Source organism: Streptomyces sp. NPDC045695, assembly GCF_056432025.1.
Genome location: NZ_JBWKJU010000021.1, coordinates 54,073 through 68,385, shown reverse-complemented (window position 1 = coordinate 68,385; position 14,313 = coordinate 54,073). Strand labels below are relative to the sequence as shown.

12 protein-coding genes and 2 pseudogenes are annotated in these 14,313 nt (G+C 70.1%); 6 read left to right on the top strand and 8 right to left on the bottom strand.

The window, feature by feature from the left end:
* Positions 1–50 precede the first annotated feature (50 nt).
* On the top strand, positions 51–323 hold the full coding sequence (locus tag AC07DU_RS28085) for a hypothetical protein (RefSeq protein WP_479114394.1): 273 nt from the start codon (positions 51–53) through the stop codon (positions 321–323).
* Between the two features lie 441 nt (positions 324–764).
* Here AC07DU_RS28085 and AC07DU_RS28080 read toward each other — a convergent pair whose 3' ends face one another.
* Complete coding sequence (locus AC07DU_RS28080) at positions 765–1,376, bottom strand: TetR/AcrR family transcriptional regulator (protein ID WP_479114392.1); 612 nt, start codon at positions 1,374–1,376, stop codon at positions 765–767.
* A gap of 85 nt (positions 1,377–1,461) precedes the next feature.
* Here AC07DU_RS28080 and AC07DU_RS28075 point away from each other — a divergent pair, with 85 nt between their 5' ends.
* From AC07DU_RS28075 to AC07DU_RS28065, 3 genes are all read left to right on the top strand, one after another.
* Complete coding sequence (locus AC07DU_RS28075) at positions 1,462–2,328, top strand: alpha/beta fold hydrolase (RefSeq protein WP_479114390.1); 867 nt, start codon at positions 1,462–1,464, stop codon at positions 2,326–2,328.
* 362 nt (positions 2,329–2,690) lie between these two features.
* The gene (locus tag AC07DU_RS28070; protein ID WP_479114388.1) at positions 2,691–3,341 is read left to right on the top strand and encodes a hypothetical protein; all 651 of its coding nucleotides are present in this window, start codon (positions 2,691–2,693) and stop codon (positions 3,339–3,341) included.
* Between the two features lie 208 nt (positions 3,342–3,549).
* Positions 3,550–6,012, top strand: a complete 2,463-nt coding sequence (locus tag AC07DU_RS28065; protein WP_479114386.1) for an ATP-binding SpoIIE family protein phosphatase — start codon at positions 3,550–3,552, stop codon at positions 6,010–6,012.
* A gap of 218 nt (positions 6,013–6,230) precedes the next feature.
* Here AC07DU_RS28065 and AC07DU_RS28060 read toward each other — a convergent pair whose 3' ends face one another.
* Positions 6,231–7,067: a PhzF family phenazine biosynthesis protein gene (locus AC07DU_RS28060; protein WP_479114383.1), complete on the bottom strand. Its 837-nt coding sequence runs from the start codon at positions 7,065–7,067 to the stop codon at positions 6,231–6,233.
* Positions 7,068–7,219: 152 nt separating this feature from the next.
* Between AC07DU_RS28060 and AC07DU_RS28055 the strand changes: the two are divergent.
* Positions 7,220–7,433: pseudogene (locus AC07DU_RS28055) on the top strand (ATP-binding protein); the annotation flags it as partial.
* A gap of 224 nt (positions 7,434–7,657) precedes the next feature.
* Here the strand turns inward: AC07DU_RS28055 and AC07DU_RS28050 are convergent.
* The 6 genes and pseudogenes from AC07DU_RS28050 to AC07DU_RS28025 all read right to left on the bottom strand — a co-directional run.
* Positions 7,658–7,988, bottom strand: a pseudogene (locus tag AC07DU_RS28050) (IS30 family transposase); the annotation flags it as partial.
* Positions 7,982–8,821: a hypothetical protein gene (locus tag AC07DU_RS28045; protein ID WP_479114381.1), complete on the bottom strand. Its 840-nt coding sequence runs from the start codon at positions 8,819–8,821 to the stop codon at positions 7,982–7,984. The pseudogene AC07DU_RS28050 and the gene AC07DU_RS28045, both read right to left, overlap by 7 nt.
* On the bottom strand, positions 8,818–9,552 hold the full coding sequence (locus AC07DU_RS28040; protein ID WP_479114379.1) for a MerR family transcriptional regulator: 735 nt from the start codon (positions 9,550–9,552) through the stop codon (positions 8,818–8,820). The genes AC07DU_RS28045 and AC07DU_RS28040 overlap by 4 nt, the downstream gene beginning before the upstream one ends.
* A 932-nt stretch (positions 9,553–10,484) precedes the next feature.
* The gene (locus tag AC07DU_RS28035; protein WP_479114490.1) at positions 10,485–10,958 is read right to left on the bottom strand and encodes an SPW repeat protein; all 474 of its coding nucleotides are present in this window, start codon (positions 10,956–10,958) and stop codon (positions 10,485–10,487) included.
* 197 nt (positions 10,959–11,155) lie between these two features.
* Entirely contained in the window at positions 11,156–11,617 is a 462-nt protein-coding gene (locus tag AC07DU_RS28030; RefSeq protein WP_479114377.1) for a hypothetical protein, read from the bottom strand.
* Between the two features lie 36 nt (positions 11,618–11,653).
* The gene (locus tag AC07DU_RS28025) at positions 11,654–11,968 is read right to left on the bottom strand and encodes a hypothetical protein (RefSeq protein ID WP_479038015.1); all 315 of its coding nucleotides are present in this window, start codon (positions 11,966–11,968) and stop codon (positions 11,654–11,656) included.
* 287 nt (positions 11,969–12,255) lie between these two features.
* On the opposite strand from AC07DU_RS28025, the gene ctaD reads away from it, so the two are divergent.
* Positions 12,256–13,989 (top strand): aa3-type cytochrome oxidase subunit I, encoded by a 1,734-nt coding sequence (gene ctaD, locus AC07DU_RS28020; RefSeq protein WP_479038126.1) that lies wholly within the window; start codon positions 12,256–12,258, stop codon positions 13,987–13,989.
* The last annotated feature ends 324 nt before the right edge of the window (positions 13,990–14,313 follow it).

The window sequence follows — 14,313 nt, the reverse complement described above, 5'->3', positions numbered from 1 at the left end:
CGCAAGATCACGTCCACGGGTATCGCCGACGTAAGCCCCAAAGCCGGCACATGGAGGCCGCGGCGACCGACGATGCGCTGGACCTGTTCGTGTTGCTGATGCAGGTGAGGCTGATCAGCGCCGCGCGCCGCGCGCCCGACCGGGACTGGGTGGCGGCCCGGGGCCGAGTGGCGAAGGCGTCACGGATGCTCGACGGGGTGTTCCGGCTGTGGAGCGAGCAGCAGGACCTGGTTGCCGAGAGCGGCGCGGATCTGGATGCGGGCGCGATGTGGCGGGCGCTGGAGACGGAGATCGGCCAAGGGGACCATCAGAACAGCCATTAACGCTAAGCACTTGATCTTGCGAGAGCAGGGCCCCGGCGGGAAGGCGTTCGCCGGGGTCGCCGGTCGCCAGGTCATCCAAGGGGGGAGTGGCTCCGGCGTTTGGGTGGGGCTGGGCCTGGAGCCGGTCGCGGAGGTCGATCTCTTCGGCGGTAAGCGGCTCCCCGGGGCGGCGGATGCCGACGGGCTTGGGCCGAAGCGGCAGGCCGTGGTCTGCGGCGGCCTGTTCGGCTTCTGCGAGTGCTCGGTAGAGGGAGGCGACGGATGGGGACTTGCCTGCGTTCTTCCCCGTCTTGATGGTGAGCTTCTTCGCGATGCCCGGGACGGGGACGCCCTTGTCCTTCAGTGCGACGGCGAAGGTGTACGGCCCGCCGGAGAAACGCGAGGTCGCCTGGTACCTGTTGGATCGGGCAACCGCGCACAGGATCGGCGGACGGCACCCGCTCAATTCCCGTTCCGCACCAGCAGCCCGTCCACCAGGTGTTCCAGTGCCTCCGCCATCTCCGTGCGGGTGGTCCCGGGATCGTCCGCGTGCGCGACCATCAGCGCCGCCTCGTTCAGCGCGCCGAGAAGGATGTGGGCCAGCGGCGGTACGGGCCGGGGGGCCAGCGCCCCGGCCGCCATCGCCGCCTCCAGGGCCGCCGTGATCACTCCGAGGCCGTGCTCCTGGCCGATCTCCCGCCACCGCCGCCAGCCCAGCACCCCTGGGGCGTCCAGCAGCAGAACGCGTTCCACGTCCGGCTCGGCGAAGGCGTCGAGAAACGCGCGCGCCCCCGCCTTCAGCGCCTGCACCGGATCCGTGGCGGTTGTCATGACCTGCCCGGCGATCCGCTCGGTCAGCTCCGCCTCGACCGTCTGCACCGTGGCGTCGAACAGATCGTTCTTGTCCCGGAACTGGTGGTAGAGCGCCCCCCGGGTCACCCCGGCGGCCCGGACGATCTCCTCGGTCCCCACCCCCGCGTACCCGCGCTCGGCGAACAGTGACCGGGCGGCGGCGATGAGAGCCGCCCGGGTCGCCCGGGAACGCTGGGTGTGCTTGGTGCCGGTCGCTTCCATCCTGCCCCCTTGAGTTCCGTACAGCCTGTATGTCACTCTACATGCATACAGTCTGTATGTAATTCGCCCCGAAGGGTGCCCGTCCATGCCACAGCTCACGCTCAACCAGGGAACCGTCCACTACCGGGACACCGGAGAAGGCGAGCCTGTGCTGCTTTTGCACGGGTACCTCATGGACAGCAGGCTCTGGGAACCGGTCGTCGCCCGGCTCGCCCCGGACTTCCGGTGCATCACCCCCGACCTGCCCCTCGGTGCCCACCGCACCCCGATGAACCCCGGCACGGACCTCAGCCTCCCGGGAATCGCCCGGCTGGTCGCGGATCTGATTGTCGCGCTCGATCTGCCCCGGGTGACCCTGGTCGGCAACGATCTCGGCACCGCCGTCGCCCAACTCGTCGCCGCCCGTCATCCCGAGCGGATCGGGCGTCTCGTCCTCACCAACGGCGAGTGCTTCGACAACTGCCCGTCACCCTGGTTCAGATCACTTGAGCCCGCCTCCCGGGTGCCCGGTCTGCTTACCCTGGTTTTCCAGGCCCTGCGGCTGCGTGCCGTTCGTCGCATGCCCTTCGGGTTCGGCCTGCTGACCAGGGGCGCACTGCCCCATGATCTGATCGACGACTGGCTGGGGGCCTTCTTCGCCGACCCCGGCGTCCGGCGCGACTGCGTCAAGGTCACCCGTGGGATCGTCCCCACGGCCCTGCTCGAACCGGCAAGGCGGCTCGCCTCCTTCGACCGGCCCACCCTGCTCGCCTTCGCCCGCGAGGACCGGCTCTTCCCCTACGCGCACGGCGAGCGACTGGCCGCGATCGTGCCCGGCGCCCAGCTGGAGACCATTCCCGACAGCCGCACCTGGGTGATGCGCGACCAACCCGACCTGACAGCCCTGCTCATCAGCGAGTTCATCCGCAACACCCCCACCGGCGCCACACCGGCGGACGCCACTCCCGCCTGATCCCGGTCCAGGACCCACTGCCCGTGACGCGCCCTAGTGACCGGGTTTTGAGGTGAGGGCTCGCCCCATGAGTCGTGTTCTGTTTCAGATCATGTGGGTCCGGTGTCCTCATGGCATGGGCGATAACAGGCTGCCACTGGTGCTGTCGGAAGCTGAGCAGCTGACCCTGCAGAGCTGGGCCAGAGGGCGCCCCTCTCGGCGAGACGGACTGCGCGACGGCCCGTGAACACCCGCCTACGTCCGGCGATCACAGAACGGCGACATGCCCGTCCGACGCCCCCGCCACCCCGGCTGGCGGGCGAGACTGCTTCCCGCCCGCCCGTCTAGGCGCCCGGCCGCGCCCACTCCGATCGAGGGAAACAATGTCCAGAACGCCCATCGCACTCGCCTCGCTGACGTCGCTGGCCGCGGCTGCCGCACTGTTGGCGACCGGCTGTGCGGGAAGGGCCGACGGCGTGGAAGCCAGCGGCTGCCGGGACGACGGAGGCTGGTCAGCGCAGCAACAGGCGCAGTGGCTGCGCTCCGCCGTGTCATTCGATGAGGATGCGTCCGGCGAGGAGGCAGTCGTCGAGGTCCGCCCGCGCGGCACGGCCGACGGCCGGCCGCTGTGCGCACCAGTCACCGTACAGGTCCAGTTCTGGCGGCTCACCGCCACGGCGTCGGACAACGAACTGAGTCCGGCTCTTCGCGTGCAACTGGGCACGGACGGAAGCGAGAAGCGGCTCTTCGGGTTCCCGCCGGGCCTCTCCGCTGCGGAACGCGACGCCTGCACTGGCGTCCTCATGGCCGTCTACGCCGGCACCCCCCTGACGGCCGATGAACTGCCGGAAGAAATCGGCCGCCTAGGCGGCGACGGGGCACCGGAGGTGACGTTCCGGACCGACCGGCTCGCTGCTTACCGGCTGATTCCGCCGCCGGACCGGGAGCGGTGTGAGGCGGACACCGGGGCGGCGCAACGTGCCACGACCGCCCCCTCCGCCACCTCAAACCCATGGGGCCTCGACCATCGATGAGCGGCCCCGGCGAGGCCCGCGGAGTCACAGCAGGGCAGGAGCCGTCTCCCAGCCCTCACGACACACGATCACGCGCCGGAGCGGGCCCTGTCGGCGGCCGGCAACGCCTGCCGTAGAGCGGAGTACCTGCTGTCGTGGGCCCGCGCGCCCTCGACGTCCGTCCAGGTCACGGGAGTGACAGCGCGTACTCGGGCGGGTCCGGCGCACAATGAGTACTAACACTGGTGCCGTGGAGAAGGACGAACCCGTGGACGAGCGCAGGGCCGCATCGGTGAACCGGGGCCCCGCCGCAGCCGCGGCGGACGCCGGAGGGCTGGTCACCGCGTGGAGCGACGCGGCCCGCCGCCTGCTCGGCTTCGAGCCCGGGGACGTGATCGGCTGCTCCGTGGCGGATCTGCTGGCCGAACCACTGCCGGTCGATGCCCTGCGCAGCCTGGCCGAGCCGGACGAGTGGAGCGGTACGGTCGTGGTGCAGCACCGGGACGGCCACCCCGTCGAGGTGCGGCTGGACGCGCACCCGCTGCTCGACGGGGCCGGTGCCGTCCACTGGTTTCTCACGGCCACCGTGCCAGAGCCGGCGGCGCAGCTGCAGAAGTGGGCGCTGGAGCAGTTCCCCGTCCCGGTGGCCCTCTTCGACCAGGACGGGCTCGCGGTGTCCACCAACTCCGCGATGGAGGGGGTGATGGGTAGGCCCTCCAGGGATCTGCTCGGCCGTCGGGTGGGCGAATCGGTCGCCGGCCTGCGGCGCCTCCCCGGCTTCGAGGGCCTCGGTGACGCGGTGCAGCGGGTTCTGCGCACGGGCGAGACCATGCCGTACGAGGCTTGGCTACACGCCCCCGGCGAGCCCCGCGAACACGCCTGGCTGGTGTCCCTCAGCCCGCTGAAGGACAATGCGGGCCGGATACGAGGCTTGTGTCTGGCGGCCATGGACAGTACAGAGCAGTTCCTCGCCCGGCGCAGACTGAGCGTCCTCAACGAGTCCGGCGTCAGGATCGGCACCACCCTCGACGTGGCCCGCACCGCCGAGGAACTGGCCGAGGTGTACACGGCGCACTTCGCTGACTTCGCTCTCGTGGACCTGCTGGAGTCCGCGCTGGCCGGGGACGAGACGGGCGCCGTGCCCGATGCCGCGCCCGTCTTCCGTCGCACCGCCTGCCGGTCCGTGCTAGAGGGCTGTCCCGAGGTGACGATCCCCGTCGGTGCCACGCACGGCTACCGCAAGGACTCGCCGCAGGGACGCGTGCTGACGGACGGCCGCGGTCTGTTCCACGCCGTCGACGAAGCCGGGCGGCGATGGTGGGCCGCGGACTCCCCTGACAGTGTCCGAAGCATCGACACCCACGGCATCCATACCCTGTTGGTGGTGCCGCTGCGGGCCCGCGGCATCACGCTCGGCCTGGCGATCCTCGGCCGCCACCGGACACCGGAACCCTTCGACGACGACGATCTGCTGCTCGCCAAGGAACTCGCAGCACGCGCGGCGGTGTGTGTCGACAACGCCCGCCGCTACACACGGGAACGCGACACGGCACTCGCCCTCCAGCGCAGTCTGCTCCCGCAGCACGCACCCAGACAGGCGGCCGTAGAGGTCGCCTCCCGTTACCTGCCAGCGAGCTCCCGCGCCGGCATCGGCGGCGACTGGTTCGATGTCATCCCCCTATCCGGAGCCCGGGTGGCCCTCGTCGTGGGCGACGTCGTCGGCCACGGGGTGCAGGCGTCCGCCACCATGGGTCGGCTCCGCACCGCCGTACGCACCCTCGCCGACGTCGACCTCGCCCCCGACGAACTGCTCACCCAGCTCGACGACATCGTCCTGCGCCTGGACTCCGAGCGGCCACAGGATGCCGCAGAGGAACCACCGAGCCCGGGCGAGGTCGGAGCCACCTGCCTCTACGCCGTCTACGACCCCGTCTCACGCCGCTGTACCATGGCCCGCGCCGGTCACCCTGTCCCGGCCATGGTCACCCCTGACGGCAAGGTCTCCTTCCTCGACCTGCCGATAGGACCCCCCTTGGGGCTGGGCGGTCTGCCGTTCGAAACCGCGGAGTTCGACGTCTCCGAGGGCAGCATCCTCGCCCTCTACACTGATGGCCTCGTCCTCGCCCCCGACCGCGACCTCGACGACGGACTCGCGATGCTCCGCCGGGCTCTCGGCGGCCCCGGCCGTGCACTGGAGGAGATCTGTGACGGAGTCCTACGAAGTCTGGTGCCCGACCGGCCCGCCGACGACGTCGCCCTCCTCGTGGTCCGTACCCGTGCGCTCGAATCCAGCCGGGTCGCCGGCTGGGACGTACCCGCGGACCCTTCCTCCGTCGCCCGCGCCCGTGCACTGGCCTGCGAGCAACTGGCCACCTGGAACCTGGAGGACCTCGGCTTCGTTACCGAACTCGTCGTCAGCGAACTCGTCACCAACGCCATCCGTTACGGCGGATCCCCCATCCAACTGCGCCTGATCCTTGACACAGCGCTCATCTGCGAGGTCTCGGACTCCAGCAGCACGGCCCCCCACATGCGCCGGGCCCGCGTCTTCGACGAGGGAGGCCGCGGTCTACTGCTCGTCGCCCAGCTCACCCAGCGCTGGGGCAGCCGCCACACCCGCACGGGCAAGACGATCTGGGCCGAGCAGGCCCTGCCCACCGGACGCGCGGAGAACGGGCCTCAGGCACCGTAAGCGACACAGGATCCAGCCGAGGCGCCGTAGGCGGTGGTGGGGAAAAGCCACTCGCGCGGCGATGAGGGCACCGAGGAGCCGACAGCCGTCGGAGTACCAGAAGGGGAGGCGGGAACGGTCGCGGACGCGGATGCCGAAGCGGACGGCGACGGGGACGCGGGCGCCAGGGAAGACGCCGCCGCAGGGGTCCCGCGGTCACAGTCGCCGCGGGCGGACCGTCAGACGCGCAGGGTCGCCTCCAGGACGGTGACCGCGTGCCCGGTGAGCAGGACACGGTCCGCCCGCAGCTCCGTACTGACCAGGCCGGTGCGGGCGGACGCCTGGAATCCGGTGAGGACGCCGGACCTGCCCAGCCGCGCCGACCAGTAGGGGGCGAGCGCCGTGTGGGCGCTGCCGGTCACCGGGTCCTCGGGGATGCCGTTGGCGGGCACGAAGAAGCGGGAGACGAAGTCGTAGCCGGACCCCGGCGCGGCCGCAGCGGCGGTGACGATGACCCCCCACAATTCCTCACGCCTGGTCAGGGCCGCGATCGCCCCGAGGTCGGGGCGCAGCCCCCGTACGGCTGCCTCGTCGGGCAGCACGGTCAGGAGATGGCCCAGGGCGCCGGTACGGAAGGTCGCCTCGGGCCGCAGCCCCAGCGCCTTGGCGAGGCCGCCGGGGACGGGGACCTCAATGGCCGGCGCGGCCGGGAAGTCCAGGGTGATCTCCCCCTCCTCCCCGGCATGCGCGATGAGTAGGCCGTGGAAGCGGCTGCGGAACCGCACCGACCCGCTGGCCGGCAGCAGCCCGTCCCGTTCCAGCGAGTGCGCCGTGGCCAAAGTGGCATGGCCGCACAGGCCGACCTCGACGGTCGGGGTGAACCAGCGGATCTCCCAATCGGCCTCGCCCCTGGCCGACAGCGGCAGGGCGAAGGCCGTCTCCGCGTGGTTCAGTTCCGCGGCGATCTGCTGCAGCCGCGTGTCGTCCGGCCACTCGCCGGCCGGGAGCAGACAGACACCGGCGGGGTTTCCGGCGAAGGGTCGGGTGGTGAAGGCGTCTACGATCTGGATGCGCATGCCACGAAACGTAGCGAGGCCCACCGTCACCAAAGGAAGGCCAATTCCGCGAAAGTGGCCTGCCTGTCCTGCCCGTCCGGCGGGGCTCTCGTCAGTCGAGGGGCTTGCCGAAGTTGAAGGCGGTCACGGCCATCCGCTCGCGGAAGTAGAAGCGGTGCCTCGATGAGGGTGGCCGCGGTCTGCTGCTCGTCGCCCAGCTCACCCAGCGCTGGGGCAGTCACCACACGCACGGGCGAGACGATCTGGGCCGAGCAGACCCTGCCCGCCCGGACCACGGAAGACGAGCCGAAGCGTCCTGGAACCGAGGAGCCGTCCGGCCCGGGCGCCGTGGGCGGTGCGGAGAAGGAGCCATTCGCGCGACGATGAGTTCCCGCCGTGGGCCCCTCCACCGGTCCGTCGCGAGGGCGGTGAGCTACCCCCGAGGGCTTGGTGCCCCGGGTGGGCAGCCCTCTCGGAAAGGGGCGCTGACGGCAAGGACGGCGGGGGCACCACTGTCGGCGGTGCGGAACGCACCGGGCAGAACGGGACGCCGGGTTGCGAGCGCAGGGCGTCGCGCAATCCGGATTCACAGGCTCCAGGACGCCGCGCGCGACCGCGCTTGTCGGGTTCAAGAGGCCAGCGTAGACCTCTGCCGGAGTGCGGTAGCCATGAGTCTTGCGCGGCCGATGGTTGAGTTCATGGGCGATGGCATCCAGGTCGGCCTGGCTGAACGTACGGAGGTCCGCGCCCGTGGCCAGGTATTGCCGAAGCAGCCGGTTGGTGTTCTCGTTGGTGCCGCGCTGCCACGGGCTCCGAGGCTTGCAGAGGTAGATCGGCATCTCCCGTCTCGGCGGTGATGGCCTGGTGCTCGGCTATCTCTCGCCCTCGATCCCAGGTGAGCGTCCGCCGCAGTTGCGGCGGGATGCCGAGGAGGCTCAGGCGGGCTGACGGAGGGCGCTGACCAGTGCGCGCGGGTCGTCGGCGTGGAAGCGGATGGTGTGGGCCTTTTCCGTTGCGCCGAGCGGGCGGGTGAAGGGGAGCGGCCGGTTGAGCTCCAGGGTCACCGAGGTCTGGCTGCCCACGATCAGGTCGAGGACCCCGTCCTCGGAGAGGGTGATCAGGCTGCCTTCGGGGTAGCGCCGGTCGACGCGGACCGAGGCGACCGCGTCCGGCGGTACGGCGAGATCGAAGAGGGCTCCGTAGCGGATCCGCAGAGAGCCGTCGGGACGCACGACGTGCGGCCGGGTGACACAGGCGGCGTGCAGGGCAAGTACGAGGACGACGCCGTACAGGTCGAGTACCAGGATCACCCGGTGGACCACCGGCCAAGGGATGAGGAAGGCCAGGACCACCGTCTCGATGACCATCACGAAGAGCAGCCCGTACATCATCGCGGTCTGGGGCCCGGTGTACGCGGCAGCGAAGTCCCCGGGGCGCACCCCGTGCGTGCCGCGCCGCACCCACCGCCCCAGGGAGGCGAGGGCGCGCAGCTCGTGGAGGACCAGGCGGCGGACCGTCACCGGCACCGCCTCCTGCACGGCGGACCGCCACGCCGCCCTGCGGTCCGCACCACGGGCGCGCGCGGCGACATACAGCGAGCGCAGCACCCAGGCTTCCAGCAGCAGCACCGAGAGCACCAGCGCCTCGGCGCCCGCCAGCGCCCACCCGGGCGGCCGGACCCCGGCCACCAGGCAGGCCGCCAGGGCCAGTTCCCCAGGCAGTACGGCGGCTACCGCGACCCGCGCCGCCCGTACGCCCCTTGGCCGGCCGCTCATCCCCGGCCCCTTTCCACGAAAGCCTCCATGAGCCGGCCCACGACTTCCGCCTGCGCTGGGGTGTACTCGGCGAGCAGCGCCTCCTTGAACCCGGTCACGACCACCCCGTCCTCGGGGATCGCGGCGAACAACTCCGCGGGGACGGCTGCCATCAGGTCAGCTGCCAGGGGTGCGATCCGCGGATCGTCGGTGGGGGCTCCGGCGAGAGCGTCGAGGCGCTCATACAGTTCGACGACCGCGGGATCGGCGATCAGCGGCCCCAGCAGCCCCAGCATCTCTTGGTTACCGGTGGTGGTGGCGTCCATCAGCGTGAGGTACTCGCGGTCCTTGGCCGCGCTCGGCGAGTCTGTTCGGGGGGCCTGTGCCAGCAGTGCGGCGAGGGCGGGTGAGACGGGCCCGGTCGCGCCGGGCGGCTCGGCGAGCAGGGCGCTGAGCCGGCGGCGGCGCTCCCTGATGTCGGCTTCCTGGCGGGCCAGGTCGGCATCGAGTTCTTCCAATATCTCGGTCAGCTCGCGCCCGGCATCGTTGGCGAGGGCGTCGCGCACTTCATCGAGGCTGAGGCCGAGTTCGGTGAGCCTGCGCACCCTGGCGAGCAGGACGGCGTCGCGGACGCTGTAGGCCCGGTAGCCGTTGGGGCGCCGCTCCGCTTCCGGAAGCAGCCCGACATGGTGGTAGTGCCGGATCGCCCGGGTGGTGAGCCCCACGAGCGCGGCGATTTCTCCGATTCGCATGCCGCCAGTAGAAACGCTGCCGTTGCGTCAAGGTCAAGTGCTGAAAGTATCGGCGGGCGCAAAACGACTCGAGCGTGTCTACACGCCGGAGTGGTACCCACCGGCGCAAGGTGATCCACCGGTTGGCCAACGGCATCAAAGCCCAGAACCGACGCGTACACCGGGCGTTCCCGTCCTCCGGGCCGTTTCCTCCACCCGCTGGTGGAACACCATGGGGGTGTGCAGATTCTGCTGCGCCGCGTTTGCTCCAGCAGCGCGGCCTGGAGAAGGGGCCAAGCGTTGTCGTGCGGGTGCTGGGGTCCTCCGACCACAACAGGAACCCGAGCGGCTCTGGAAAGTCATCCGCGTCGAACGCGCACACTGGCAGCTCTTCGCCTGTCGTACGGGCCAGCCACGTCATTTGGTCGTTGACGAAGAACTGCTCCGCTCCGCGGACGGTCGTCTGTATCAGGAACGGGTCGGTGAAGCCGCGGACCTGTACCGCTCCTGAGCCGCGCTGGCCGCGGACCACGTTCTCGTCGGCCCACCGGAGCAGGTCTTGGCGGACTTCCGGAACCTCCCAGCCCCGCAGGTGAGTTGTCGCCATGCCCAGCACACGGACACGCGTGCTAGAGGCAACGTCCACGTTCAGCGGCAGCTGTCGCCTGGGAGCGGCAGGCTGGTGAGTTCGGCGAGGGTACCGAACGTGCGGCGCGGCTGTCGGGCTCATGACCGGGGCTGTCGCCGAGCACTCAGTGCCACGCGCTTGCTCAAGGTCCGGTGACACAGGCCAGTGATCAGGCGGGGCGCCGCCGCCGGTGCCGGGCGTGGGGGTCGCAGCCGAGCGCGTGGCACAGAGGCTCGTACGGCCCTGCCACGCCGGTCCTGGGGTACAGGACCGGCGGCGGTCAGTGCTGGGTTTCCTCTGGCGTGTCGGCCGTGCGTCGCGGTGCTCAGTGGGTTCCGCGCATGGGGCGGCGTGTGCTGGGGCCGTGCCGGCCGGTTGCGCTGCCGCGGGCGGCGGAGGCGGCGGCGAGGGCGAGGAGGGTGGCGACGGCGCCGGTGATGAGGTTGCTGGCGATGGAGCGGCTGTGCGCGACGTCACCGGCGACGACCCAAGGGGCTATGCAGGTCCAGATGCCGATGGCGGCGGCGGCCCAGGCCATGGAGTGGGTGCGCTCGTAGGAGTTGCCGAGGCCGCCCATGCACAGCATGTAGGCGATGCCCACGATGAGGTTGGTGACGGCCAGCGTGGTGAAACCGCTGAAACCGGCTATCCATGGAGACGCGGCGAGGTAGAGGCCCGTGATCAGGGCCAGGGCCTCGACCATCTGGGCCCGGGGCGTGGCCGCCACGCGGTCGTGCCGGGCGTGCAGGTCCAGCAGGTCGGGGTGCTCTTCGATGGGTGCGCGGTGGATGGACGTCATCATGACCTCCGTAGAAGGAGCTGGTGACGGGCATATACCCACAAACCAGCCTTGAATGGCATTCAGGAGTACGAGTATCTGGAGGATCGGAGCGTCAGGACGGGGGTGGGCAGGGGGAGAGAATCGTGGGCTACGTACGGCCTGTGGCCCCGTCGGCGGTGTCATTGCCGGGCTCCGCCGGTGGGAGTGGCGCCTCTCTAGGTAGAGGTGTCCCTGGGGTCGCTGGCGCCTGCCTGACTGTCGGCCCGATGGCGGTGGCCGGCCCGCTGCAGGAGCGTTCCGACGGCTGCCAGCAGGATCAGAGCGCTGCCGAGGACGATGTCGAGGACTCGGTTGCTCGGGTAGATCGATGTCTTCTGCAGGCTCAGGAAGAAGGTGGATGCCAGCAGGTAGGATCCGGCGGCCCCGACGATCAGATCCGACCGCATCCCGGAGCTCCGGTAGAGCCGTGACGCTGCGGCGAGCAAGACGATCGTGCCGATGACCGCCTCGTTGACCTGCCCGTCCTTCGAGCCGTCCTGCTGCACCATCGGGATCAGGCACAGGACCAGCGCGGTGACCAGCATCAGCAGCCCCACGACCTGATCGTGCAACCCCTGGCGCAGCGCCTGACGGCGATGGTCCCGCTGGGTTCCCGGGTGGTGGATGTGGGCACTCACGTCTGCCTCCTCCTCGGTCGCGAGGCCGGCCCGTGGTCAGGGTCGAGGGTTGGTCCGCTGCCATCGCGGCCGCGTGTCCGCGCCGCTGCGTCCGGCGACAGCAGTGCAGCGGCGGCACAGCCTCTGGACGCGGTCAGCCGCGCCTCCGGATTCGGGGATCACGTCCGTCCAGGGCACGTGGGAGAACCGGATCAGCTGGGATCGGCTAAGGGAGAGCCCGCACACGGTCTCGTTGCGCCCCGGCTCCCACGCGTGGACCTCTCCGGCGGGAAGTCTGCGCCGTCCCTCACCCTCGTCCTCCTTCCACTGCCCCGTCGCGGCGACCCCGTAGCCTCTGCGTGATGTCCCCATACCGTGCGACTACCACGGCACCGGCCCGGCATTCCCTACTGCGAGGGCCGACCGACCATGCGACGTCAGGCCGCGGCACCGACGAGCGGCGGGCCCTGCCGCGCCGCCGCCCCTGCCTGCGGCTGCACCCGGCAGGGCACTGACTTCCTGTTCACCCGGATGCGCAAGCCGTGCTGCGGCCGGTCCGCGGGTCAAGCCAGTAGACAGAGAGGGAGCGTGCACGACCTGCGGTCCGTGCGTGCGGACCAGGCGAGTTGCACGGCTGCGATCAGGGGATGGGTATGGCCATGGTCACCGAGGAACCGACCGCCCCCGTGCCCGCAGCCGGCAGAACACCAGGGCAGGTCGTGGTGTCGTGGATCACGACGACCGACCACAAGAAGATCGGGCATCTGTACCTGATCTCGTCGTTCGTCTTCTTCGTCATCGGCGGTCTCCTGGCGCTGCTTCTGCGGGCGGAGCTCGCCCGCCCCGGTCTGCAGATCGTCTCCAACGAGCAGTACAACCAGATCTTCACCCTGCACGGCACGATCATGCTGCTGCTGTTCGCGACACCGACGTTCGCGGGGTTCGCCAACGCGATCATGCCGTTGCAGATCGGCGCCCCGGACGTGGCCTTCCCACGGCTGAACATGCTGTCGTTCTGGCTGTTCCTCTTCGGCGGCATCATCGTGCTGAGCAGCGTGTTCACCACCCAGGGAACCGCCGACTTCGGCTGGACCGCGTACACCCCGCTCAGCGGCGGCGAACGTACGCCCTACGTCGGCGGCGACATGTGGATCATGGGGCTGGCGTTCGCGGGTTTCGGGACCATTCTGGGCGCCGTCAACTTCGTCACCACGATCATCTGTATGCGCATGCCCGGCATGACCATGTTCCGGATGCCGATCTTCACCTGGAACATCCTGCTGACCTCGGTGCTGGTCCTGTTCGCGTTCCCCGTCCTGGCCGCGGCACTGCTGGCCCTGGAGGCGGACCGGAAGTTCGGCGCGCACGTCTTCGACCCGGCCAACGGCGGCCCGCTGCTGTGGCAGCACCTGTTCTGGTTCTTCGGCCATCCCGAGGTCTACATCATCGCCCTGCCGTTCTTCGGGATCATCACCGAGATCATCCCGGTCTTCTCCCGCAAACCGATCTTCGGCTACCTCGGGCTGGTCGGCGCGACGATTACCATCGCGGGGCTCTCCCTGACGGTGTGGGCCCACCACATGTTCGCCACCGGCGCCGTCCTCCTGCCGTTCTTCTCTTTCATGACCTTCCTCATCGCCGTGCCGACCGGGGTGAAGTTCTTCAACTGGATCGGCACGATGTGGAAGGGCTCTATCTCCTTCGAGACACCGATGCTGTGGTCGGTCGGCTTCCTGGTGACCTTCCTCTTCGGCGGCCTGACCGGCATCATCCTGGCCTCACCGCCCATGGACTTCCACGTCACCGACTCCTACTTCGTCGTCGCCCACTTCCACTACGTCGTCTTCGGCACCGTCGTGTTCGCCATGTTCGCCGGCTTCTACTTCTGGTGGCCGAAGATGACCGGCACCATGCTCGACGAACGCATCGGGAAGATCCATTTCTGGACGCTGTTCACCGGCTTCCACCTCACGTTCCTCGTCCAGCACTGGCTCGGCGCCGAAGGCATGCCCCGCCGCTACGCCGACTACCTCGCCGCCGACGGGTTCACCGCCCTTAACACCCTCTCCTCCATCGGCGCCTTCCTCCTGGGCGCCTCGACGCTCCCCTTCTTTTACAACGTGTGGAAGACAGCCAAGTTCGCCCCCCGCATCCAGGCGGACGACCCGTGGGGGTACGGCCGCTCCCTGGAATGGGCCACCTCCTGCCCCCCACCACGCCACAACTTCGTCACCCTTCCCCGAGTACGCTCCGAATCCCCTGCCTTCGACCTGCACCGCCCGGAGATCGCGGCCCTCGACTACGTCGGCGGCCGCAAACGGGACATGATCGACCAGGACGGCGCATCAGCCCCACGCGGCGCCGCCCCCGGACAAGGTCCCGACACCCCGTAGCGGGTATGAACGCCGGTGAGAGACCATGCGCGCGAGACTGCGGCCGGCCTGGCCCGGCTGGAGGGATACCTCATCAGCCAGGCAGCCCTCAAGGAAGCCGACCGCGAAGGGGAGACCTTCGCCCGCGAGCTGACCTGGCTCGGCCACCACGTCACGGCTCCCCCCACGTCTCGGAGAAGCGCACGCCCTCCCACGGGTGCCCGGGCGCGGCCGCGGTCAGGTGCTCGGCGACCTGCCGGGAGGCGTCGGGGCGCAGCGGTACGGTCCGGCCGATGGCGCGCAGCCGGCCACCAGGACGCCGGTCTCTCGGCAGAGTAGAGTATG